At 56.1% G+C, this 22,962-nt stretch carries 21 protein-coding genes; 17 read left to right on the forward strand and 4 right to left on the reverse strand.

Translation table 11 applies throughout. The annotated features are described in order from the left end of the window. The first annotated feature begins 6 nt into the window (after positions 1-6). Positions 7-1,419: a dihydrolipoyl dehydrogenase gene (gene lpdA, locus AC4ED1_RS00155; protein WP_490935380.1), complete on the forward strand. Its 1,413-nt coding sequence runs from the start codon at positions 7-9 to the stop codon at positions 1,417-1,419. A gap of 136 nt (positions 1,420-1,555) precedes the next feature. Further along, complete coding sequence (locus AC4ED1_RS00160) at positions 1,556-1,819, forward strand: hypothetical protein (protein ID WP_490935381.1); 264 nt, start codon at positions 1,556-1,558, stop codon at positions 1,817-1,819. Between the two features lie 51 nt (positions 1,820-1,870). On the opposite strand, the gene AC4ED1_RS00165 is transcribed toward AC4ED1_RS00160, so the two are convergent. From AC4ED1_RS00165 to AC4ED1_RS00180, 4 genes are all read right to left on the reverse strand, one after another. Beyond that, the gene (locus AC4ED1_RS00165; RefSeq protein WP_490935382.1) at positions 1,871-2,674 is read right to left on the reverse strand and encodes an ABC transporter permease; all 804 of its coding nucleotides are present in this window, start codon (positions 2,672-2,674) and stop codon (positions 1,871-1,873) included. A 3-nt stretch (positions 2,675-2,677) separates the two neighbouring features. Further along, positions 2,678-3,478, reverse strand: a complete 801-nt coding sequence (locus AC4ED1_RS00170; protein ID WP_490935383.1) for an ABC transporter permease — start codon at positions 3,476-3,478, stop codon at positions 2,678-2,680. A gap of 12 nt (positions 3,479-3,490) precedes the next feature. Continuing rightward, entirely contained in the window at positions 3,491-4,549 is a 1,059-nt protein-coding gene (locus AC4ED1_RS00175) for an ABC transporter ATP-binding protein (protein WP_490935384.1), read from the reverse strand. A gap of 169 nt (positions 4,550-4,718) precedes the next feature. Further along, positions 4,719-6,506, reverse strand: a complete 1,788-nt coding sequence (locus tag AC4ED1_RS00180) for an Rqc2 family fibronectin-binding protein (RefSeq protein WP_490935385.1) — start codon at positions 6,504-6,506, stop codon at positions 4,719-4,721. 401 nt (positions 6,507-6,907) lie between these two features. On the opposite strand from AC4ED1_RS00180, the gene AC4ED1_RS00185 reads away from it, so the two are divergent. The 15 genes from AC4ED1_RS00185 (at position 6,908) to def (ending at position 22,917) form a co-directional block, all read left to right on the forward strand. Continuing rightward, complete coding sequence (locus AC4ED1_RS00185) at positions 6,908-7,951, forward strand: nucleotidyltransferase family protein (protein WP_490935386.1); 1,044 nt, start codon at positions 6,908-6,910, stop codon at positions 7,949-7,951. Then, complete coding sequence (locus tag AC4ED1_RS00190; RefSeq protein WP_490935387.1) at positions 7,948-9,144, forward strand: glycosyltransferase family 4 protein; 1,197 nt, start codon at positions 7,948-7,950, stop codon at positions 9,142-9,144. Before AC4ED1_RS00185 ends, AC4ED1_RS00190 begins: the two co-directional genes overlap by 4 nt. Beyond that, positions 9,125-10,210 carry a glycosyl transferase gene (locus tag AC4ED1_RS00195; RefSeq protein ID WP_490935388.1) on the forward strand — a complete coding sequence of 362 codons (1,086 nt, stop codon included), beginning with the start codon at positions 9,125-9,127 and terminating at the stop codon, positions 10,208-10,210. Before AC4ED1_RS00190 ends, AC4ED1_RS00195 begins: the two co-directional genes overlap by 20 nt. Beyond that, complete coding sequence (locus AC4ED1_RS00200) at positions 10,194-11,615, forward strand: phosphomannomutase/phosphoglucomutase (RefSeq protein ID WP_490935389.1); 1,422 nt, start codon at positions 10,194-10,196, stop codon at positions 11,613-11,615. The genes AC4ED1_RS00195 and AC4ED1_RS00200 overlap by 17 nt, the downstream gene beginning before the upstream one ends. Before the next feature lie 7 nt (positions 11,616-11,622). Further along, complete coding sequence (locus AC4ED1_RS00205) at positions 11,623-11,766, forward strand: hypothetical protein (protein ID WP_490935390.1); 144 nt, start codon at positions 11,623-11,625, stop codon at positions 11,764-11,766. Positions 11,767-11,873: 107 nt separating this feature from the next. After that, positions 11,874-12,860 carry a type I phosphomannose isomerase catalytic subunit gene (locus AC4ED1_RS00210; RefSeq protein WP_490935391.1) on the forward strand — a complete coding sequence of 329 codons (987 nt, stop codon included), beginning with the start codon at positions 11,874-11,876 and terminating at the stop codon, positions 12,858-12,860. A 146-nt stretch (positions 12,861-13,006) separates the two neighbouring features. Next, a complete protein-coding gene (locus AC4ED1_RS00215) occupies positions 13,007-13,570 on the forward strand; it encodes an FAD-dependent oxidoreductase (protein ID WP_490935392.1) in 564 nt (187 codons plus the stop codon). A gap of 145 nt (positions 13,571-13,715) precedes the next feature. After that, positions 13,716-16,442, forward strand: coding sequence for a calcium-transporting P-type ATPase, PMR1-type (locus AC4ED1_RS00220; protein ID WP_490935393.1), 2,727 nt, complete (start codon positions 13,716-13,718; stop codon positions 16,440-16,442). 180 nt (positions 16,443-16,622) lie between these two features. Next, entirely contained in the window at positions 16,623-17,504 is an 882-nt protein-coding gene (locus tag AC4ED1_RS00225; protein WP_490935394.1) for a YicC/YloC family endoribonuclease, read from the forward strand. Between the two features lie 19 nt (positions 17,505-17,523). Next, entirely contained in the window at positions 17,524-17,790 is a 267-nt protein-coding gene (gene remA / locus AC4ED1_RS00230; protein ID WP_490935395.1) for an extracellular matrix/biofilm regulator RemA, read from the forward strand. A 4-nt stretch (positions 17,791-17,794) separates the two neighbouring features. Beyond that, positions 17,795-18,436 carry a guanylate kinase gene (gmk, locus tag AC4ED1_RS00235; protein WP_490935396.1) on the forward strand — a complete coding sequence of 214 codons (642 nt, stop codon included), beginning with the start codon at positions 17,795-17,797 and terminating at the stop codon, positions 18,434-18,436. Then, complete coding sequence (rpoZ, locus tag AC4ED1_RS00240; RefSeq protein ID WP_490935397.1) at positions 18,417-18,623, forward strand: DNA-directed RNA polymerase subunit omega; 207 nt, start codon at positions 18,417-18,419, stop codon at positions 18,621-18,623. Before gmk ends, rpoZ begins: the two co-directional genes overlap by 20 nt. Positions 18,624-18,718: 95 nt before the next feature. Then, on the forward strand, positions 18,719-19,936 hold the full coding sequence (coaBC, locus tag AC4ED1_RS00245) for a bifunctional phosphopantothenoylcysteine decarboxylase/phosphopantothenate--cysteine ligase CoaBC (protein ID WP_490935398.1): 1,218 nt from the start codon (positions 18,719-18,721) through the stop codon (positions 19,934-19,936). Positions 19,937-19,938: 2 nt separating this feature from the next. After that, the gene (gene priA, locus AC4ED1_RS00250; protein ID WP_490935399.1) at positions 19,939-22,428 is read left to right on the forward strand and encodes a primosomal protein N'; all 2,490 of its coding nucleotides are present in this window, start codon (positions 19,939-19,941) and stop codon (positions 22,426-22,428) included. Between the two features lie 24 nt (positions 22,429-22,452). Further along, positions 22,453-22,917 carry a peptide deformylase gene (gene def, locus AC4ED1_RS00255; RefSeq protein ID WP_490935400.1) on the forward strand — a complete coding sequence of 155 codons (465 nt, stop codon included), beginning with the start codon at positions 22,453-22,455 and terminating at the stop codon, positions 22,915-22,917. The last annotated feature ends 45 nt before the right edge of the window (positions 22,918-22,962 follow it).

Genomic DNA, 22,962 nt, shown 5'->3' on the forward strand with positions numbered 1-22,962 from the left:
CTGAGAATGGTAGTGGGAGAGTTCGGTATGGAAGTGGATGTGCTTGTAATTGGCGCCGGGCCGGGAGGCTATGTGGCCGCGATCCGGGCTACCCAACTCGGCAGGAAAGTATTGCTCGCGGAGAAAGCGGAACTCGGCGGCGTGTGCCTCAACCGCGGCTGCATTCCGAGCAAGGCTTTGATTTCGGCCGCCCACCGGTATGAAGAGATGTCCCGTTCGGCGGACATGGGGGTGTCCGCCGAGGGAGTCAAGGTTGATTTCGCGAAAGTCCAGGCTTGGAAACAAAGCGTGGTCAACAAGCTGACCGGCGGTGTCGGGGCGCTTCTTAAGGCAAACGGCGTGGAAGTCGTGCAAGGGGAAGCGTTGTTCGTCACTCCCAATGAAGTTCGGATTTATCAGAGAAACGAATTTAACCGCTATAAATTCAATCACTGCATTATCGCGACGGGATCCCGCCCGATTGAGTTAAAAGCGTTTCCCTTCGGCGGACGGATCCTGTCTTCGACGGAAGCCCTGCAGCTTCAGGAGATTCCGAAGAGCCTGGTTGTGATTGGCGGTGGGTATATCGGAATCGAATTGGGGCAGACCTTCGCCAAGTTCGGAACCAAGGTAACGGTCATCGAGGGCGCGGATCAGGTGCTGCCGCTTTTTGAAAACGAAATTGTCCGTTGGGTGCAGCGCAGGTTGAAAAAAGACGGTGTCGAGGTACATACCAAGGCAAAAGCGCTGGCGGCCGTCCAAACCGACACGAGCGTGACTGTCAAGTTTGAAGCCGGAGGTCAGGAAAAAGAGGTGACGGCCGATTACCTGCTTGTCACGGTGGGACGCGTTCCCAACACGGACGAACTGGGGCTTGGCGAGATCGGATTGAAGAAAGACGAGCGCGGCTACATTCAGGTCGATCACCAATGCAGGACCAGCATTGAGAATGTCTACGCGATCGGCGATGTCGTCCCCGGTCCGGCGCTGGCCCACAAAGCGTCTTATGAAGGCAAAGTGGCGGCAGAAGTGATTACGGGTCATGCGAGCGCCGTTGACTACAAATGCATCCCGTCCATCGTGTTCTCCGATCCGGAACTCGCCAGTGTAGGCCTCAGTGAAACGGAAGCGACAGAAAAAGGCTACACCGTCGCCATAGGGAAATTCAATTACGCGGCCAACGGGCGGGCGCTCTCGCTGAATGCAAACGAAGGGTTCGTGAAAGTGGTAGCCGACAAGGAAACCGGTCTGGTCCTCGGCGGACAAATTGTCGGACCGGGAGCTCCTGATCTGATCGCGGAAATAGGTCTTGCGATTGAAGTGGGAGCGACTTTGGAAGACATTGCGCTGACGATCCACGCTCATCCGACATTGGGCGAGATGGTGATGGAAGCAAGCGAGAATGCGCTTGGCCAAGGGATTCACACAATCGTGAAATAGAGAGCATAAAAGCGCTGAGCGCCGACAAGGCGCTCTTTTTTTGTCTTGGCGGGCTTGCGGGACTGTGCCATGCATGTTTTGGGCATATAAGGAAACCTTAAAACGGGAAAAACCGTCTTGGAAGGTGGTAAAGGGGATGACGGAAGAGCGATACGCGACACAGGGATACAATTCGGAAGCTCTGCGGCGGGCGGCGGGCGTTGTCGGGCAGGAAGTCTCAAAGGATGTCAACCGCATGACGAAAGACGAAGAGCATCCGGAAGGGGCTCTGCAGTACACCTATGTACAGGTTATGGACTCTTACCGGGAAGGAACGATCGACGGCATCATTGACGATTCCGGCAACGAAGATTCCGGCAACGACGCCGGTCAGATCCCGCACGCCGGTTATGAACAGTAACCGTGCGAATAGCTGCACCTTGCGCGAGATTGCTGCACACCAATTCGTGTGTCACGACCCCGTGCTCTGATACTGCCGGATGCCCCAGCGCCATGCGAAAAATGCCAGCACGCACAAGATGGCGGCGACTGCGGGCGACGCATAGGCAAGCAGGGGATAGCTGCCGGCTTTGTCCCATTTTCCAAGCAGGAGCAGGCTTGGGTAGTAGTTCATAAAGGCAAACGGCAGGATAAACGTGACGATCGCTTTCACGCCGCGCCCAAACATATCAAGCGGGTACTGCTGCACGAGATTGAAACTGAACTGGGTGGCCGCGTTGACAATAGCGCGGGAGCGGCCCGTTTTAAAGGCAATGGCCGACAGGATCAGGATCAGCGACACCTCTACCGCAGTGGAGGCGGGAACGATCAGGGCGAACCAGGCAAACATCGCGGGCGTCCAGTGAAGATTCAGCTTCTGGTAGGCGAGGGTCAACATCGTCGACGACAAAAGCAAGTCTCCCACTCCCAGATAATGCACCTCGCGCCCGAGAAACTGAATCATCGGCGAAGCGGGACGGGTCAGAAAGCCGTCAAAGGTTCCCTGCACGATGTAATCGTCGAGAAAAGCGACTTGGCGAAAGAAAATCGCGCGGAAACTGTGCCCCAGGAGCCACAGGTTGTACAGAAACACGATTTCCCAGAAGGTCCACCCGTTCAAATTCTCAAACCGTTGCAGGAGTACCCAAGTCGTTCCCAGCGTGGCCCCGTTTAACACGAACACTCCCAAAATGCCCATCAAAAAATCGGCCCGGTACTGCAGCCGGGCCAGGATGGCCCCCCGGATCATGCTGGCGTATACGCGAAGCTCGTGCATTTTTTATCCCCCCTGCACCACAAGCTGCCGGTGAATGCGGCTCCAAGCCAGACGTACCGCTCCGTACAGAATGACAGTCCAGATCGCTTGTTGAACGACGGCCTGCCATACCGCGTCCCCGGTCAGTTTGTTGATATAGATCGAGAGCGGCGTATAGAAAATCGATTGAAACGGCAGCCAGGAAATCGCGGCCTGCATCCAGTCGGGATACATCCAGAGCGGAATCAACTGCCCGGACAAAAACCTGAGCATCGCCCAGTAGGTAAAGAAAAATCCGACCAGATCAAGCGTTTTGAAGGAGATCAGGCCAAACAGGAAATTGCAGAAAAACAGGATCAGCCAGGAAAACATCACGCTCAGCAAAAACCAGCCGAACTGCCCGGGACTGCCTGGCGTTGTGAGATCGAACAGCAGGTACGAAGCGGCAACCGGCGGCAACACATAAAACACGATGCGGGCCAGAGCCTCGCCGGAAAATCGCAACAGCATATGGAGTGGAAAGTCGATCGGTCGCAGCAGGTCGCTGGTGATCATCCCCGACTTGATTTGTCCGGTCAAATATTGATGCGGCCCGACGTCGGTCGTCAGGATCATGTCGAGAATCATGCCTAGCACCGCATAGGTAATCATCGCCTGCAGGCTGACCGGACCGAAGATGTGAGGGGCCTGCCCGTACAGCACCCGCCAAAGCGTCAGGACGACAAATATCTGGACAAACAGCGCGAACATCTCCGACCAAAAATTGAGACGGTAGGCGGACAGGTTCAAAAAACTCTGGCGGCTAAACATCCAGAACAGCGGCATTGGAATCCTCCTTCACGCGCTCGGCATTTCCTGCGCCAGGCCTTGATCTGTGCGCTCCGGGCGCTTTTTCCGTTCGATGCCCGATTCGTAGATTTGACGGACCACAGCTTCGATTTCCGGCTCTTCCACCGTCAGGTCGCGGATGCGGTGCGTCCGGGCCAGATCCATGATCAGTTCGGAGGCGGAAATTTCCTCTTTGTCAAACGCCAGCCAGATCCGCGTTCCTTCTTGCCGCACAAGGCGTACGTAAGGAAGATTCAAAGCGGTTGGATCGAGTTCCTCTTCCAGTTCGATCACGAGGGTTCGTTTGCCGCCAAAGTGATGTTTCAACTGTTCGACGGAGCCGTCATAGAGGATCGACCCGCCGTCGATGATCATCACGCGGTTGCAGAGTTTCTCGATGTCCGTCATGTCGTGAGTCGTGAGCAGGACGGTGACTTTCCTCTCCCGGTTGATTTCCCGGATAAAGGCGCGCAGTTTTTCTTTGGCCAACACGTCGACGCCGATCGTCGGTTCGTCGAGAAACAGAATCTCCGGATCGTGCAAAAGCGCCGCCGCCAGATCGGCCCGCATCCGTTGGCCGAGGGACAATTGGCGCACAGGCGTATTTTCGAATTCGTGCAGGTCAAGCAGTTCGCGAAACAGATCTAGATTGCGCTTGTAGACAACGTCCGGGATCTTGTAGATCGTTTTTAGGATCCGATAGCTTTCGATTGCCGCGATGTCCCACCAGAGCTGGGTTTTTTGGCCGAATACCACGCCGATGTTCTTTGCGTGTTCCTTCCGCTCTTTGTACGGCACGAGACCGGCGACCCGGATTTCTCCCGATGTGGGTACGAGAATCCCGGTCAGCATTTTGACCGAGGTCGATTTGCCGGCCCCGTTGGGGCCGATGTATCCGACAAGCTCTCCTTTTTCGACGGAAAACGTGATATTGTTGACGGCCGTGTGGACCGAATAATCGGTGTTCCACAGGTTCCGGATGGAAGCGAACAGGCCTTTTTTCGGAATCAGCCGTTTGAATTCTTTGCGCAGTTCTTTCACTTCGATGACCGCCATTCCAGACCCCACTTTCTCAACAACTCCCCATTCAATTATTTTACCACAGGAAACGGGGATCGGGTGTAACCTGGGCTACATTCTCCATGCGGGCCAGCCCGGCATCGGTTGCTGCCGGGCTAACTTTTTCCCGCGGAAATGGCCGTGTGCCAAACACGTGCGCCAAAACCCGGATTTGCGTTCACTTGACCCGCAGCTTGTCGATCAGGGCGGGGTCAGGCGTGACGTACAGCGTCTTTTGCCCCTCGTACAAAACCATGCCGGGCTTTGCGCCGTTCGGTTTCCACACATGTTTGACCAAAGTGTAATCGACCGGCACCTGGCTCGATTCGCGGGCTTTCGAAAAATAGGCCGCCAGCATGGCCGCTTCCTGCAGGGTGGTCGCCGGCACGTCTTTGGCGCGAATGACGACGTGCGAACCGGGGATGTCTTTCGTATGGAGCCACGTGTCGGCCGAGTGGGCCAGCTTCATCGTCAGATAATCGTTTTGTTTGTTGTTCTTGCCGACATAGATGTCGATTCCGTCGCTGGAGCGGAACCGTTCCGGTTGGGCGGCGGCCTGTTTTTTCTTCTGTCCGACCGGCTTCCTGGCGGCTTTGAGGATCCCCTCTTGTTCCAACTCCTCACGGATTTCCTCCAAGTCCGCCAGATCCGCAGTCGAGATCAAGTGCAGAACGCTCTCCAGATAAGCGATTTGCTCGGTTGTCTGCCGGATTTGCCGCTCAAGGACGGGCACCGATTTTTTCGCCTTATTGTATTTTTTGAAGTAAGCCTGCGCATTCTCCTGCGGAGACAGCGTTGGGTCAAGCGGGATTTCGGTTTCCGGCATCCCCTCTTCGTAAAAATTGGGAACGCGGGCAACGGTCTGCCCTTTTTCCAATTGATAGAGGCTTGCCGTCAGCAGTTCGCCCCAAACGCGGTAGATGTCCGCCTCCGCCGCTTGGGCAACCGCTTCTGTGAACTTGGCCAACTTGTTGCGGTCTTTCTCCAGTTCGGCAAAGAGCACCCGCTCGATGTCGCCCGCTTTCTGGCGGAGCGTGTCCCGCCAGGATTTCTCCGCAAAAAATTGCTCCATACAGGCGGAGATGCTGTCCCATTCCTGCGCGTCTCCCGCGACGTGCGTCAGCCGGATCGCCGAAAACGCCTTCGGTTTCCCGTCTTTGTCGACGACCAGGGTCGGCGAATAGCGATGGTCCCGCAACGGCCCGAGGAAGTCGGCGAAAATTCGCCACTCGTTCCCGTGGGACATCGCGTTCCCATGGCAGAGCCCATTTTCCCGGGAGGCTCCGCTCGTTTGCTGCGTCCCGACTCCGACCTGTTCCGCCCGATGTGCCAATTCGCGCCCGATTAACGGTGAGATTCCGCTGTACGCGCTGACGACAAATTTGTCAAAGGGGCTGTTGTCCGCCTGCCGCTTCGCCAAAAAGCCGGATTCCGTTTCCGCGAAGGGAGAGATTTTGTCCTGTTCGGGAGGCGCAACGTAGGGGCGGCCCGGTAGCACTTCCCGGTGCCGGCTCGTCCCGAAATTGACGTGCACGATTCCGTCCAGGATACGCTGTGTCCGCGGGTCGATCAGAATGATGTTCGAATGGCGGCCCATGATCTCGACCACCAGCCGTTTCTCCGAAAGATCTCCCAATTCGTCCCGGTTTTCGACATCGATCAGGAGAACCCGTTCGTTGCCGATCTGACGGATGCCGCTGATCCGGCTGCCTTCGAAATGTTTGCGCAAAAGCATGCAGAACATCGGCGGTTCCGTCGGATTTTGCCCTTTGTACCGTTCGGTCAGGTGGACCCGCGGATATGTCGGGTTGGCGGATAGCAGGAGCCGGTAATTCCGCCCCTGGTTCCGGATGGTAAACAGCAGGTCCCGGGGGAGGGGCTGGTGGATTTTGTCCACGCGGCCGCCGACAATTGTTTGGTTCAATTCATGCGCGACCGCGCGCAGAACGATTCCGTCGAATGCCATATCCCGCACCTCCTGTAAATCACTCCAAAGTATACGGGGCGCCGGCGAGTTCGTCAAAGAAAAAACGAATTTTGCCAAAAAACCGGGATTCTCCGAATCTCTGATGTGGAAATGGGCGAAAATTGAAATTTTTTGCCCTTGAAAAGCAGGATCTCCCATTTTTATATTATTGTTAGCAGCCGATTCGGATGAGTGCTAATAACAGTTCGTTCGAACGGAGGGATGTCGGCCAAAGTCTTGTCATCGCCACGAACAATCGAAATCACCAGCTTGCGGAAGAAGATTTTGCATACTTGAAACTTTTTTACAGCATGGGATCATGACGTAAAAAATTTTCTTTTATGACGAATTCTTCTTTTTTTGTATCCGAATTTCGTATTCGAGGGAAAGGGTGGTTCACGATGAAAGCGTTGTTGTTGGCGGGAGGTTTGGGAACGCGCCTGCGGCCGTTGACGGAAAATTTGCCAAAGCCGATGGCGCTGGTCGGCAACCGTCCATGGCTTGAACATTTGATTCTGCATCTCAAGCGGCAGGGCATTTTGGATTTCGTTCTGGCCGTCAAACACTTCTCCGGGATGATTCAGGATCGGTTTGGCGACGGAAGCCCGCTTGGCGTCCACATCGAATATGCGGTGGAAGAGACGCTTCTGGGAACGGCCGGCGCCATTAAAAATGCGGAGCCGCTGCTTGGCGACCGTTTTTTGGTCGTAAATGCCGACATTGTGCATGAAGTGTCGATCAAGCCGCTCCTCGAGTACCACCTTGAACACAAGGGAGCGGTCACAATCGGATTGACCGAGGTGGAAGACCCCTCCCATTACGGGGTGGTGGAACAGAAGGCATCCGGGGAAATCCTCAGGTTTGTGGAAAAACCGCCGCAAGGCGAAGCTCCGTCCAATCGGATCAACGCGGGAATCTATGTGATGGAGAAGGCGGTTTTGCAGTGGATTCCCGAGGGCCGCGAAGTTTCCGTCGAGCGGGAAACGTTCCCGCTGCTGATCGAGCGGGGCCTGGGGGTATACGGCACACCGATTGACGGCTATTGGATCGATATGGGAACCAAGGATCGCTATCGCCAGGTGCATTGGGATTTGCTCGATCGCAAACTTGCGTTGCCGTTAAAAGGAACGGAAAGGGGAAAAGGCATATGGGTAGGGGAAAATGCAAAAATCGGCTCCGGCGTCTTATTCGTACCGCCTGTGCTGATCGGAGACCATGTGCAAATCGGTGACCGCAGCGTGATCGGCCCCTATGCGGTGATCGGCGACCGCTGCGAAATCGGACAGCATGTGCGCTGTTCCGAAACGGTCATGTGGGACGGGTGCAAAGTCAACAACGCCACCCAACTGAACAACTGCATTTTCGGGTACGGGTTGGAATTGGGGGCCAGACACATTTTGCACGAGGCCGTGATGAATCGCATGGCGGGGGGGCTTCAGGGATGAACCGTGTCGCTTACGTAAGCACGTATATACCGAAAAAATGCGGGCTGGCAACCTATACGCACCATTTGCGGCAAAGCGTCAGCGCGGCAAGAGAGTGGAAAGGATCGGACGCTGTCGTCGCGCTGATCGACAGGAGAGACGAAATGGATTCGACCGATCCCGCCATTTGGCGTTTGCCGAAGGATCAGCGGGAAGCTTACGCAATCATGGCCGAAAGGATCAACAAGAGCAACGTAACGGTTGTTTCGCTGCAGCACGAATTCGGGATTTTCGGCGGAGAAGCGGGGGTTTATGTACTGGACTTCGTCAGGCGCCTGAAGAAACCTTTGATTACAACGTTCCATACGGTGTTTGAAAATCCGGAGGAGCCTTACCGCTCCATCCAGCGGGAAATCGCCGAACGAAGCGACCGGATCGTCGTGATGAACCGGAAAGCGATCGCTTATCTGAAACAAGCTTTCGCCTTGCCGGAAGAGAAAATCGTGTTCATTCCGCACGGCACGCCGGTTCCCGCCATGGGCAAGCGGGAGCAGTACCGCCAGGAGTTGCGGTGGGCCGATAGAAAGGTGATGATGACCTTCGGCCTTCTGAGCCGCGGCAAGGGGATCGAATTGATCCTGAAGGCGCTGCCGACGGTGGTGAAAGCTGTTCCGGATGTGCTGTACGCGATTGTCGGGCAAACCCATCCCGAGGTAAAGAAGCGGGAAGGCGAAGCGTACCGCCAGCAGTTGCAGGCGATGATCCGCGAAAACGGTTTGGAACGGTACGTGGTGATGATCGACCGCTATATGGAGGAGTCCGATCTGGTCAAATGCATTACCGCGTGCGACCTGTATATCACGCCTTATCCCGGCATGCAGCAGATCACCAGCGGGACGCTTGCGTACGCGGTCGGCTTGGGCCGTCCCGTGTTGAGTACCCCGTACAGCTACGCGCAGGATCTGCTCGCAGGTTGCGAAGAGATGTTGATTCCTTACGACGACGAGGCCGGCTGGGCTGCAAAAATTGCCTGGCTGCTTTCCGAACCCGCGGTCTTGGAACGATGGGAAGGCATCATGCGGCGAATCGGACAAGCCATGCACTGGCCGCAGGTCGGGAAGGCCCACACCCGGTTGTTTGTCGAAACGGCCAACAACTCCGGAGTTCAGTGCAAAAGATCGGGGGTGGAAGAGGTTGTGCCCGTTTCCGGTTAGTTTGCGCCATTTGCAAAGAATGACGGACGATACGGGATTGTTGGAACACAGCCTGGGGATCATCCCGCGCCGGAACGAGGGATACACGACGGACGACAACGCCAGGGCGCTTTGGGCGTGCGTCGAATGGCTCCGGAGCCGGCCGGCGGCCGATGGCGGCGATCCGCAAAACAAACGGCAGCAAAAAGAACTGCTGCGCCTTGCCGATATTTATCTTTCCTTTTTGTTGTGGGCCCAGCGGGAAGACGGCAATTTCCACAACAATTTTGCATACGACCGTTCGCCGGAACCGGAGCAGCCGTCCGACGATTGCCTGGGCCGCGCTCTGTGGGCTTGTGCTGTCGTCTGCGCCCGGTTGCGGGACCCGGGGCGCTCGCTTGTTGCGGAACGGATTTTTTTCAAGGCGATCCGGCGGAGCGAATCAATGGCTTTTCCCAGGGGATGGGCTTATGTGTTGGCGGCATGCTGCATTTTGTCGGAACATTTCCCGGAGTTGCGCCGGTACGTGGATTTGTTCGAAGCGAGGCTGCTCGAACTTTACCGGAAAAACGCCGGCCCAAGATGGCGCTGGTTTGAACCGGTGATGACTTACGGAAACGGGGTGCTCCCCTGGTCTTTGTTCCACGCGTACAGTGTCACCGGCCGCCAGGAGACGTTGGAAACGGCGAAAGCGAGCCTTGGCTTTCTGATCGAAAAAATGACGGCTCCGCAAGGCTGGATCCGGCCAATCGGAAATCGCGGCTGGTGTACCGCAGATTGCAGAAGCGATTGGGACCAGCAGCCGCTTGAGGTGATGAAACTGGCCCTGGCCGCGGCGCAGGCTTACACCGTCTTGAAGGACCCCGTTTACCGGGAAGCGGCCGCAAAATGCCGGGCGTGGTTTCACGGCGATAACGATTGCCGGGCTCCCCTGGCGAATCCAGAAGAAGGAAGCTGTTGCGACGGTTTGACACCGACAGGGCCGAACCGAAACTGCGGAGCGGAATCCACTCTCTCTTATTTGCTGACAGAAGCCGTCTGTTTGAATCTGCAAATGGAGGTTGATGCAAATGTCTGTTGCGGTTAAGAAAGATGTGGCGGTTCCTTCGCACGTGTTCAGGGAGTACGATATCAGAGGCAAAGCGGGAGAGGAAATCGACCAGGGTTTTGCTTATTTGCTGGGCCGGGCTTTTGCCGAAAAAGTCAAGGCGGCCGGCTTTCACACCGTTGTCGTTGCGAGGGACAACCGCAAATCCTCGCCCGATTTGCACCGCGCGCTGATCTCCGGATTGCATGACTCCGCCTGCCGCGTGATCGATGCGGGCGAAGTGACCACCCCGATGTTTTACTACGCACTGGAACATTTTGACATCCCCTGCGGCATGATCATCACAGCCAGCCACAACCCCGGAGACGAAAACGGCTTCAAGATCGCCATGCATAAAACGACCATTTATGGAGATACAATTCAACAGTTAAAACGCGCGATGCTGCGCATTCGCGATGCGGAGGGAGCGCCGAAAAAGTTTTCCTGGAGGGCGAATTTGCTGCAAAGAGAGGATGTGGAGCAGCCGTACCTGGATATGCTGCGGCAAAAAATCAAGCTGGGACCGAGAAAGTTGAAAGTGGTGGCCGATTGCGGCAACGGAACGCCATCCCCGTTTGTTCCCCGCGCTTTGGAAGCGTGGGGATGCGAAGTGATCCCTTTGTATTGCGAATCGGACCCGAACTTCCCCAACCATCATCCCGACCCGGTCGATCCGAAAAACCTGCGGGATTTGATCGAGAAAGTGCGGGCGGAAAAAGCGGATGTCGGCATCGCTTTTGACGGCGACGGCGACCGATTGGGCGTTGTGGACGAGCAAGGGCGCATCTTGTGGGGAGACCAGCTGATGATTTTGTTCTGGCGGGAAATTTTGCCGAAGTATCCCGGCTGTGAAGCGCCCGTTGAAGTGAAATGCTCGAAGGCGCTTGTCGAAGAGATCGCCCGGTTGGGCGGAAAGCCGTTTTTCCACCGGACGGGCCATTCCCATATCAAAGCGACAATGAAGAAACTGCAGACCCCGTTTACGGGGGAAATGTCGGGGCATTTATTTTTCCGGGATGAATATTATGGCTTTGACGATGCGCTTTACGCGGCGGGACGGCTGCTGCGGATCATGTCGAACACCGATCAAAGCCTGTCGGGCTTGTTTGCGGACGTGCCCCGGTATCCGGCGACCCCGGAAACGAGAGTTCCCTGTCCGGAAGAGAAGAAAAAACAGGTGCTACAAAAAGTGAAGCAATACTTCCAGGGCAGCCACGAGGTGGTCGACGTCGACGGGGCCAGAGTCCTGTTCCCCGACGGCTGGGGGTTGGTGCGCTGCTCCAATACGCAACCGATTTTGGTTTTGCGGGCAGAGGCGGAGTCGGAAAGCGGGCTGCAAACCATCAAACGGCAGATTGAAAAAGCGCTCAAATTCGCCTCTGCGGATCTTTCCGTTGCTTGGTGATGCGGGTTTGCCATACCCGATCCTGCGTCCCCAAGGCGACACGTGGGAAGCGAAAGATCTGTTCAACACGGCCACGATTGTAAAAGACGGCAAAAAAATTTATCTGTTTTACCGCGCTGAAGACCGCTTGCGGACCCGGCAAAGGTGTTGAAACGCAGAGTCGAGGATCGGGGTTGCCACTTTCAAACCTTGACGGCTTCCTTCACACATTGACAACTTCATAGCGAACTCGATGTCCGGATTTGAGAGGAGAGGAGTATGGAGACGGGTTTTGCGGGTTATCCTTTGAAGTTTTCGCCGGTTGCGAAGGCCCGCATCTGGGGCGGGAACAAGCTCCCCCGGATGTTTGGCGTAGAGCGGCAAGAACCGATTGGGGAAATCTGGACTTTGTCCGACCATCCCAGTGATCCGAGCGTCTGTCTGAACGGCCCGCTGCAGGGAAAAACGCTTTCGGAAATCGTTGCGGCCTATCCGGAGCTGTACTTGGGTGAAACGTGGAGTGGCAAACGGTTTCCGCTGCTGATCAAATTTTTGCATGCAAAACAGGACCTGTCGGTGCAGATTCACCCGGATGACGAATACGCGTTGGCCCATGAAGGGGATTTCGGCAAAACGGAAGCCTGGTACATATTGGACGCCGAGCCGGGAGCGAGGGTGATCCACGGCCACACGTTTGCCGACAGGGAGCAGTACTACCGGGCGATTGCGCAAAAACGGGTGAAAGAATACCTCAAATACCGGGACGTGAAAAATGGCGACTTTATTTTCGTGCCTTCCCGCACTTTGCATGCCCTGTTAAAAGGGACGACGGTGATTGAGATCCAACAATCGTCCGATGTTACCTACCGGGTATACGATTGGGACCGGGTCGATGAGAGCGGCAACCCGCGACAGCTCCACATCGACAAAGCGGCGGACGCAATGCGGTACGGAGATGCCGGGGAATCCCCTGCGCCTGTGCCGGAAACGATCCATTCCGGCGACCGCTATGAACACCGGCGTTTGTGCCAATGCCCTTATTTCGCGATTGAAAAGTTGGATCTCAAAACTTCCGACCCGCTCCCCCTGTCCCAGGCGAAGGCGGGGAACCCCGAGATTCTGATCGCGGCGGAGGGCAAAGGGGAGCTTGTCTGCGGGACGGAACGGCTCCCGTTAAAACAGGGGGACACGATTCTGATTCCGAGTGACGCCAAGCAGTATCTTGTTTCAGGCGAGAATTTATCTTTGTTGCGTGCCTGGTATTAGCCAACTGAAACGGGTGTCTTTGTCCACTTCCATGACCAACCCGAGCATGGTGGATGTCGGTAGGCTTTCTAAGGATTTGCTTTAACAGTATAATCAGGTAAGAGTTGGAACTATATAAAAATGAATTGCAAAGGAGTTGTTGCCGGATGTACGATATTGCCATTATCGGAGCGGGACCCGCAGGTGCAAGCGCCGCCCTGTTTGCCGCAAAGGCCGGGAAGAAAACGCTTGTGATTGACAATGACCAAAGCATTACAAAACGCGCCTGGATGGAAAATCACTATGGCGTTATGGAAATTTCGGGACCGGATCTTCTGGAAACGGGGAAAAAACAGGCGTTGAAATTCGGGGCGGAGCTGGTGAACGGGAAAGCGCAAAACATCGTCAAAACGGACAAAGGTTTCCGAATTGAGACCGAGAATGAACAATTCGAAGCTTTGCACGTCATTCTGGCAACCGGTGTGGCGACTGACCTGGCGGAAAAAATCGGCCTGAACACGAAGCCCGCCACGGAACCCCGGATCAAGACCGTCATCGATGTGGACGCGAACGGCAAGACAAATGTCGAGGGGATCTGGGCTGCAGGAACGGTGGCCGGCGTCAGCGTTCATACGATTGTGACGGCGGGGGACGGGGCAAGGGTCGCCATCAACATCATCAGCGAATTGAACGGGGAACGGTATGTGGATCATGACGTATTGAAATCGTAAAGGGGCTGAATGCCCCTTTTTAATTTCCTTTTTGTACCATTCTAAGTTTTTGGAATTGCACAGAGGCAGCGGACAGGTCATTTTCAGCCGCGGTCAAGCATAGACATGACTAGGGACAAACGATACGAAAAAGGGGTGGCACTCGGTGCAAAAGACCAACTGGCACACACTGGGCGTCCCGGAATGCCTTCGGCTCACTGAGACGACCGTCAACGGCATCTCCCGGAAAGAGGCGGAAGAGCGGCGGCGGCGATACGGAGAAAACCGTTTGTCCGAGGGGGAACGGGTGTCCCTGCTGTCGCTGTTTTTCGATCAATTCCGGGATTTTATGGTTCTGGTGTTGATGGCCGCCACGCTGATTTCGGGGCTGCTCGGCGAGTATACCGATGCGGTTACGATTATTGCCATCATCGTGGTCAACGGAATTCTCGGTTTTCTGCAGGAGGTTCGCGCCGAGCGTTCGCTGGCATCCCTCAAACAACTGGCCGCCCCGACAGCCCATGCCGTCCGGGATGGAAAAAAAGTGACGATTCCGGCTTCCGAACTGGTGCCGGGTGACATTGTGCAGCTCGAGAGCGGCGACCGCGTACCGGCCGACCTGCGGTTGATCCGCTGTCAGTCGCTGGAGATCGAGGAGTCTTCCTTAACCGGGGAATCGCTTCCGGTCGCAAAAATCACGGAGCCGATCGACGACCCGCACGCGGGTGTGGGCGACCGCCGCAATATGGCGTACATGGGCACCATGGTGACGCGAGGCAAAGGTGTCGGGGTGGTGGTCGCCACCGGCATGGATACGGAAATGGGTCTGATCGCCGATTTGATCCAAACGGCGGAAGACACCGAGACCCCACTGCAAAGACGGCTTGAACAGTTGGGCAAAATCCTGGTCTATGTGGCGCTGGCGATTACATTGGTGGTCGTTGTCACCGGGGTCTTGCACGGGCACGGGATTTACGAGATGTTCCTGGCCGGCGTTTCCCTGGCGGTGGCGGCGATACCGGAGGGACTGCCGGCGATTGTCACGATCGCCCTTGCCCTTGGCGTACAGCGCATGATCAAGCGACGGGCGATTGTGCGAAAGCTTCCTTCCGTTGAGACGCTTGGTTGCGCTTCGGTGATCTGTTCCGACAAGACGGGGACTTTGACGCAGAATATGATGACCGTGCAACAGGTGTGGGTAAGCGGGCAGTTTTACGACATAACGGGGTACGGATTTGAACCGGAAGGTGAGTTCCAATTGTCCGGCAAAAAAGTCGACCCCCGCAAGCGCGATGATTTGCGGCGCCTGCTGGAGATCGCGGCGCTGTGCAACAACGCGGAATTGACGCGGGAAAAAAACCCAAAAGGCGAGGCGCGCTGGACGGTTTCCGGAGACCCGACGGAAGGGGCCCTGCTGGTAATGGCTGCGAAAACGGGAATTACGCCGGAGCGGCTGGCGGAAGCGGAACAGCGCCTGGACGAACTCCCGTTTGATTCGAACCGCAAAATGATGTCGGTGCTGACAAGGAATCAGGCGGGGCAGTTCCACCTGCTGGTCAAAGGGGCTCCCGATGTGCTGCTCGACCGCTGTTCTCATATTCTGGTGGACGGCAAAGCCGTTCCGATGAGCGTTTCATTAAGAAGAGCGGTGGCGCAGGCGAATGAATCGATGGCGGCGGGGGCGCTCCGCAACCTGGGTATCGCTTATCGCCCGGTCCGGGACCCTGCCGAGATCCGTGTTCCGAACCCGGAAAAAGGGCTGATTTTTCTCGGATTGGCGGGAATGATCGATCCGCCCCGTCCGGAAGTTTACCAGGCGATTGCAAAGTGCAAGCGGGCGGGTATCAAGACGGTGATGATCACGGGCGACCATCAGGCCACGGCGGAGGCGATCGCGCGCCAGATCGGAATTCTCCCGCCGGGCGGACTGGTCGTGAACGGAGCGCAGTTGAACGCGATGTCGGACAAGGAACTGCAGGAACGGGTGGAAGACATCTACGTGTATGCCCGGGTGTCGCCGGAACACAAGCTGCGCATCGTCAAAGCGCTGCAGCAAAACGGGCACGTCGTCGCCATGACGGGGGACGGCGTGAACGACGCCCCGGCGATCAAAGCGGCTGATATCGGAATCGCGATGGGCCGGACGGGCACCGATGTGGCGAAGGAAGCGTCCGCTCTGGTACTGTCGGATGACAATTTTGCAACGATTGTGGCGGCGATTGAAGAAGGACGCGGCATTTACGACAACATCCGGAAATTTGTGCGGTACCTGCTGGCCTCCAACGTCGGTGAGATTCTGGTGATGTTCCTGGCGATGCTGGCAGGATTGCCGCTGCCGCTCTTGCCGATTCAAATCCTCTGGGTGAACCTGGTGACCGACGGCCTGCCGGCGATTGCCCTGGGAGTCGACCCGCCCGAGAAAAACATTATGCAGAAGCGTCCGCGCAATGTCAAAGAAAGCATTTTTGCCCGTGGTGTCGGACAGAAGATTTTGACGCGGGGAGTGTTGATCGGGGTTGTCACGCTGGCCGTGTTTTGGCTGACGTATGCGGACGATCCGAACAATCTCGTGAAAGCGCAAACGATGGCGTTCTCCACGCTGGTCATGGCGCAGTTGATCCAGGTGTTTGACTGCCGGAGCGTCGAAGGCGGGATCTTTTCGCGCAACTTTTTTGAAAACCCGTGGCTGATCGCGTCCGTGGCAATCTCCGCGCTGTTGTTGTTGGGAGTGATTTACATTGAACCGTTGCAGCCGATTTTTAAGACGGTGCCACTAAATCTGCTGGATTGGGTTATCGTGATGACGGCCGCCGCGATTCCGACTTTCTCGTTGGCCGCCCGCCGCGCCACAAACCGGATGGCCCGCCGTTCGCGCATGGCTTACAACCGTTAATATAAATTTGAAATGGACCCTACCGCATGCGGGCGGTAGGGTTTTTGCCCGCCGAGAAGCTTGTGCGCGATATCATGCAATACTTAGAAATCTTTAGATAATAAAAGAAAATGGAAGGGTAACTTGTCTAATACACCCGATTTGCAGTAAAATAAGAAGCACGGAAAGAAGGGATTTCCATTGATTAGGAGCATGACCGGTTACGGTCGCGGAGAAGCGGTTCAGGACGGGTATCGGGCCGTGGCCGAACTGAAAGCGGTCAACCACCGGTATTCGGAGATCAATGTGCGGATATCCCGCGAGTTTCTCGCTTTCGATGACCTGATCAAAAAGCTGGTGGCGGAAAAGATCCGCCGGGGGCGGGTTGAAGCGTACATAACCTTCGAGCAATTGTCGGGAAGCGCGGCGGACATCGTCGTCAACGAGCAACTGGCACGGGAGATCAAGCGGACCGGCGACCGTCTGGCGGGCGAGTTGGGGTTGGAGCACGGCCTGTCAATTGCTCAGTTACTGCAATTTGAAGGCGTTGTTCAAATCAAACAGGCGGTTGCGGATCCGGGACGGGTCGAACGGGTGATCAGCCTTGCGGTGGCTGAAGCAGTGCAGGGGTTGCTGGATATGAGAGCCCGGGAAGGGGAGCAATTGGCGGCCGATTTTTTGAAACGGCTTGACAAATTGAGCCGGTTGGTCGACCGGATGGCCGAGCGGAGCCCGCATGTCGTCGCAGATTACAGGGAGCGATTATACAAGCGCCTACAGGAATGGCTCAACGGCCAAGCGGAACTTGACGAATCCCGCCTGGTTACGGAAGTTGCGATTTTTGCCGAGCGGGCCAATATTGATGAGGAACTGGTCAGGCTCAGGAGCCATATCAAGCAGTTTGCCGCCGCGTTGCAGTTTGCGGAGCCGGTTGGGCGGAAACTCGATTTTCTGGTACAGGAGATGAACCGGGAAGTGAACACCATCGGCTCCAAGTCGAACGATCTGGCCCTTTCCCGGCTTGTGGTCGAGGCCAAAAGCGTCCTGGAGCAGATACGGGAGCAAGTGCAAAATGTCGAATAGTTATGCGAGGAGGAGTCCTATGAGCATCAAACTGATCAATATCGGATTCGGAAACATCGTTTCCGCAAACCGCATCATCTCGATCGTTTCGCCCGAATCCGCCCCCATCAAAAGAATCATTCAAGAAGCCCGGGACCGTGGCATGCTGATCGACGCGACCTACGGACGGCGCACCCGCGCGGTGATTATCACCGACAGCGACCATATCATCCTGTCGGCCGTTCAGCCGGAAACGGTCGCGCATCGCCTGGTGGCCAAAGACAATCAGCAAGACGACGAAGAATAGGGGTATGCAAATGGTGCAAAAAGGGCTGCTGGTCGTCTTGTCGGGTCCGTCCGGTGCCGGCAAGGGGACTGTGTGCAAGGCGCTGTTGCCGATCATGCCGGACATGGCATATTCGATTTCATGTACGACCCGCCAGCCACGGGCAGGAGAAGTGGAGGGAGTCAACTACTTCTTCAAGTCAAAGGAAGAGTTCGAGCGGATGATCCGGGATGACGAACTGCTTGAATGGGCGGAAGTGTACGGAAATTATTACGGAACGCCGGTTCGCTATGTCGAAGACAAGTTGGCGGCCGGTCAGAATGTGCTGCTGGAGATCGATATCCAGGGCGCTTTGCAGGTGAAAAAGAAGTATCCGAACGGCGTGTTCATTTTTCTGATTCCGCCGTCGCTGGAGGAATTGAAGAGGCGTATACTCGGCCGCGGTTCCGAAACGGAAGAGTCGTTCAAGCTCCGGTTTGGTTCCGCCGCCGAAGAGATGAGCCATATCAACGAATACGATTATGTGGTGGTCAATGACGAGGTGGACAATGCGGTCGACCGCATTCGCTCCATCATTTACGCCGAGTTGTGTTCGGTGAAACGCAATCGGGAATATTACAACAAGCTGATTCGGGAGGGACAAAAAAATGTTGTATCCTTCGATTGACGCTTTGATGGAGAAAGCGGACAGCAAATATTTTCTCGTGGTGGCGGCAGCCAAACGGGCACGCCGGTTGCAGGAGGGAGCCGAGCCGCTGGTTGATGTTCCGTCCAACAAGCATGTTACGATTGCATTGAATGAGATCTGTCAGGACAAGATCCGATACGTCCGCACGAAAGAAGGAATCAAATAATTCGCGAAACAACCTGAGCAGGTTGTTTCTTTGTTTGTTTCCTTTTTTGCGTTGGACGACGTTCGATTTTCGGGTTGCCGCGAGGAGTGATGGTCATGCAGGGCAAAGTGATCCTGGTGGGGGTCACCGGGGGAATTGCCGCGTATAAAACGGCCGGGCTTTGTTCCGCTCTCGTAAAACAGGGAGCGATGGTGCACGTCATAATGACCGAATCCGCTACGAAATTCGTTGCGCCGTTGACGTTCCAAAGCCTTGTGAAAACCCCTGTTGTTACCGATATTTTTACGGAGCCGGATCCGGCGGAAATCAGCCATATCGCTTTGGCTGACAAAGCGGAGCTCGTGGTAGTGGCGCCGGCGACCGCCAATATGATCGCGAAAGCCGCTTACGGTTTGGCGGACGACATGCTGTCGACGACGATCCTTGCCACCCGCGCCCCGGTTTTGTTTGCGCCCGCCATGAACGTCAATATGTACAACAATCCGGTGGTTCAGGAGAATCTGACACGATTGCGGAGCCGCGGACACCTGATCGCCGAGCCGGGAGAAGGACCGCTTGCCTGCGGCTATACCGGCAAAGGACGGTTGCCGGAACCGGAAGAGCTGTTGGAAGTGATCCGGGCGGTCCTGGAACGAAAGCGGGACATGCTGGGACTTAGGGTGCTAGTGACCGCCGGCGGCACACGGGAGCGAATCGACCCGGTCCGGTATCTCACCAATGATTCCAGCGGAAAAATGGGCTTTGCGCTCGCGGCGGCGGCCGCCGGTCGCGGTGCGAACGTCACTCTTGTATCTGCCGTTACGGGACTGACACCTCCGCCGAACGTGAAAGTCGTGCCGGTGGAATCCGCGCTCGACATGTACCATACGGTGTTAAGCTTGTTGCCGGAACAGGACGTGATCATCAAGGCTGCGGCGGTCGCGGATTATCGCCCGGCGGTCGCGGCCGACCGCAAAATGAAGAAAACAAACGAGCGATTGACGATCGAATTGGTCCGCAATCCGGACATCCTTGCGGAAATTGGCGCCCGGAAAACGCCGCGGCAAGTGGTTGTCGGCTTTGCGGCGGAAACCGACGATGTCGAAGCAAACGCTTTTGCCAAACTTCGCAAAAAAAATGCGGATCTGATTGTGGCAAACGACGTTTCACGGGAAGGGGCGGGGTTTGTGGCGGATACGAACATCGTGTCGCTGATCCGGCCGGACCGGCCGGTCCGGCATTTGCCGCAAATGAGCAAACGGGACGTGGCGGAAGCGATTTTGGATGAGATTCTGACCATTCGCAACGGGCTCCCGCCTGGCGGGAAGGTGTAGCCATGAACTTGCAATCCGGTCTGAAGTTTGCCGAAGTGATCGTCGACGTGCGTGCGCGGGAAGTGGACCGTCCTTTTCACTATCGGATTCCCGAACGCCATTTGCGGCAGGTTTCCGTCGGCACGCGCGTCATCGTTCCGTTTGGGCCTCGTCAACTGGAGGGGTATGTGGTCGGACTTTCGGATCACGCGGACGTGGACAAAGTCAAAGACATCCTGGAGGTGTTGGACGAGCAGCCGCCGCTGACGGAAGAGTTGGTGAAATTGGCCGACTGGCTGTCGTATCGTTACCTGTCATCGAAAGCCGCTTCCGTGCAGGCGCTGCTTCCCGCCGGCATCCGGGCCAAAACCGCCGTTCGGTTGACGCTGGACGAAAACGTTTTGAAACCGGCGGAGTTTGCAGCGGTTTCCCGCAAACTGACGGCAAAAGAATTGCAGATCTTCCAGGTATTGCGGGAGAGCGCACAACCGGTTTATAAAGACAAACTGTTAAAGGACAACCCCGGCTGGCGAACCTTGCTGCAGCGTTTGATCGGGCAGGGGGTCGTGCGGGAACAACGGGAATTGTCGCAAGGCGTGCAAACGGTCTATGTAAAGGTCGCGAGCTGCACGCTGCCGGAAGCGGATTTTCGAAAAGCGATGGATCAAATTCCGGCACGCGCTTTCAAGCAAAAAGAAGTCGCGCAGTGGATCCGCGCCCACGGCCCGGTGGTTCCCGTACGCGACGCGCTGCGGGCGACCGGCTCGACTTATGCAACCGTGAAGGCACTTGTCCAAAAAGGAATTATCCGGGTGACGGAGGAAGAAGAGCGGCGGGATCCTTACGCAAACCGTTTCCAGGGGCCGTTGGAACAACCCTTGACGTTGACCGATGTGCAACAGCGGGCGTTAAGCGGCATTGTCGCTTCGCTTTCAGCGGGAAAAGCCGACCGGATTCTGCTGCAGGGAGTGACCGGGAGCGGGAAAACGGAGATCTATCTGCAATCGATCGCGGAATGCGTAGCCAGAGGCCGGGAAGCGATCGTCTTGGTTCCCGAGATTTCGCTGACTCCGCAAATGGTGGAGCGGTTTAAACGGCGTTTCGGGGATCAGGTGGCGGTTCTCCACAGCCGCTTGTCGCAGGGGGAACGGTATGACGAGTGGAAGCGGATCCGCCGCAAGGAAGTGTCGATTGCGGTGGGAGCGCGTTCCGCCATTTTTGCACCGTTTGAGAAAATTGGACTTATTATAATTGATGAAGAACATGAATTCTCTTACAAACAGGAAGATCATCCAAAATATCATGCCCGGGAGGTCGCCTGGCAGCGGGCGCTTTCCCACGGCGCCGTACTGCTGCTCGGTTCCGCCACTCCATCGCTGGAAACGCGGCATGCGGTCGAATTGGGACAAGTCCGGCAGATCGTGCTGCCGACCCGTTTTAACAAGAAAGCGCTGCCCAATGTTACAATTGTGGATATGCGGGAGGAATTGCAGGCGGGCAACCGTTCGATGTTTTCCCGCCGTCTGTACCGTGCAATCTCCGAGCGATTAGAGAAGAAAGAACAAATGATTCTGTTTCTCAACCGCCGCGGGCATTCCACCTTTATCCTTTGCCGGAATTGCGGCTATGTGGCACGTTGCCCGCATTGCGACATCACGCTGACGTATCACAACGCCAACGGGTTTGACGTGTTGCGATGCCATTACTGCGGCCACTCCGAACCGTCCGTTGCAAAATGTCCCGCATGCACAAGCCCTCATATCCGGACTTTTGGAACCGGGACGCAGCGGGTGGAAGAGGAACTGCACAAGGTGTTTCCCGCCGCCCGCGTGATCCGGATGGATGTGGACACCACCGGAACAAAGGGCAGTCATGAACGATTGCTGCAGCAATTTCAAGCCGGGGAAGCGGATATCCTGCTTGGCACCCAGATGATCGCAAAAGGGTTGGATTTTCCAAGAGTATCGCTGGTCGGCGTGATCACAGCCGACACATCCCTGAACCTGCCGGATTTCCGGGCTTCCGAACGCACGTTTCAACTGTTGACGCAAGTTGCCGGCCGGGCGGGACGGCATGAAACGGAAGGAGACGTCATCGTGCAGACGTATCATCCGGATCACTATGCGATACAGTATGCGGTAACCCAAAATTATGAAGCGTTTTACCGGCGGGAAATCGAGATCCGGCGAACGCTGGAAAATCCACCGTTTTGCGAATTGGCCGTTTTTACGGCCCAGCACAAACGGCAGACGAAAGCCGAACAATTGATCCGGGGGCTTGAAAAACGGCTGCGGGCGCGATTCCAACATTTTCCGGACGTCGAGGTGCTTGCCGCGTGTCCGGCGCCGCTGGCCAAGCTGCAGGGCAAATACCGTTACCATCTCGGGATAAAGTTCCGCGATTTTACCGGCGTGCAGCGGGACTTGTTGGAGGGATACCTGGAATATTCCCGTTTGGCGCGGCAGGAAGAAGGCACGCTGACGGTTGACGTGAACGCGCAAATGCTTTTGTAACGCGCAGCAACAGGAGGGATACTGATGGCGATTCGCATGATTCGCTTGGAAGGCGATCCGGTATTGCGCGAAGTCGCGAAACCGGTTCCGCAAATTACAAAAAACATTTTGAAACTGCTGGACGACATGGCGGAAACGATGTACGACGCGGAAGGTGTCGGCCTTGCGGCGCCGCAGGTCGGCATCTCGAAACGGGTGATCGTGATGGATTGCGGCGACGGATTGATCGAGATGATCAACCCGGAAATCATTTCAAAAGAAGGGGAGCAGATCGGGCCGGAAGGATGCTTGTCGATTCCTGGCGTTACGGCGGAAATCGCCCGTGCGAACAAGGTGGTGGCGAAAGGGCTGAACCGTCACGGGGAGGAGATTATCGTCGAAGGGGAAGGGCTGCTCGCCCGCTGCATCCAGCATGAAATCGACCATCTGAACGGAATTTTGTTTACCGATTACGTCAACCCCGCCAACCTCTTAAAAAACAAGCGGTAAGCGAGTGAATCGGCGCCGCTTGGTCGGCAGAGACTATGTTTTGGA

The organism is Effusibacillus sp. SKA8 (assembly GCF_058273125.1).

What these genes read in the sequence shown, in the direction of transcription:
- lpdA (WP_490935380.1), top strand. Translation starts at nt 7, where the DNA reads ATGGTAGTGGGAGAGTTCGGTATGGAAGTGGATGTGCTTGTAATTGGC.
- AC4ED1_RS00160 (WP_490935381.1), top strand. Translation starts at nt 1,556, where the DNA reads ATGACGGAAGAGCGATACGCGACACAGGGATACAATTCGGAAGCTCTG.
- AC4ED1_RS00165 (WP_490935382.1), bottom strand. Translation starts at nt 2,674, where the DNA reads ATGCACGAGCTTCGCGTATACGCCAGCATGATCCGGGGGGCCATCCTG.
- AC4ED1_RS00170 (WP_490935383.1), bottom strand. Translation starts at nt 3,478, where the DNA reads ATGCCGCTGTTCTGGATGTTTAGCCGCCAGAGTTTTTTGAACCTGTCC.
- AC4ED1_RS00180 (WP_490935385.1), bottom strand. Translation starts at nt 6,506, where the DNA reads ATGGCATTCGACGGAATCGTTCTGCGCGCGGTCGCGCATGAATTGAAC.
- AC4ED1_RS00185 (WP_490935386.1), top strand. Translation starts at nt 6,908, where the DNA reads ATGAAAGCGTTGTTGTTGGCGGGAGGTTTGGGAACGCGCCTGCGGCCG.
- AC4ED1_RS00190 (WP_490935387.1), top strand. Translation starts at nt 7,948, where the DNA reads ATGAACCGTGTCGCTTACGTAAGCACGTATATACCGAAAAAATGCGGG.
- AC4ED1_RS00200 (WP_490935389.1), top strand. Translation starts at nt 10,194, where the DNA reads ATGTCTGTTGCGGTTAAGAAAGATGTGGCGGTTCCTTCGCACGTGTTC.
- AC4ED1_RS00210 (WP_490935391.1), top strand. Translation starts at nt 11,874, where the DNA reads ATGGAGACGGGTTTTGCGGGTTATCCTTTGAAGTTTTCGCCGGTTGCG.
- AC4ED1_RS00215 (WP_490935392.1), top strand. Translation starts at nt 13,007, where the DNA reads ATGTACGATATTGCCATTATCGGAGCGGGACCCGCAGGTGCAAGCGCC.
- remA (WP_490935395.1), top strand. Translation starts at nt 17,524, where the DNA reads ATGAGCATCAAACTGATCAATATCGGATTCGGAAACATCGTTTCCGCA.
- gmk (WP_490935396.1), top strand. Translation starts at nt 17,795, where the DNA reads ATGCAAATGGTGCAAAAAGGGCTGCTGGTCGTCTTGTCGGGTCCGTCC.
- rpoZ (WP_490935397.1), top strand. Translation starts at nt 18,417, where the DNA reads ATGTTGTATCCTTCGATTGACGCTTTGATGGAGAAAGCGGACAGCAAA.
- coaBC (WP_490935398.1), top strand. Translation starts at nt 18,719, where the DNA reads ATGCAGGGCAAAGTGATCCTGGTGGGGGTCACCGGGGGAATTGCCGCG.
- priA (WP_490935399.1), top strand. Translation starts at nt 19,939, where the DNA reads ATGAACTTGCAATCCGGTCTGAAGTTTGCCGAAGTGATCGTCGACGTG.
- def (WP_490935400.1), top strand. Translation starts at nt 22,453, where the DNA reads ATGGCGATTCGCATGATTCGCTTGGAAGGCGATCCGGTATTGCGCGAA.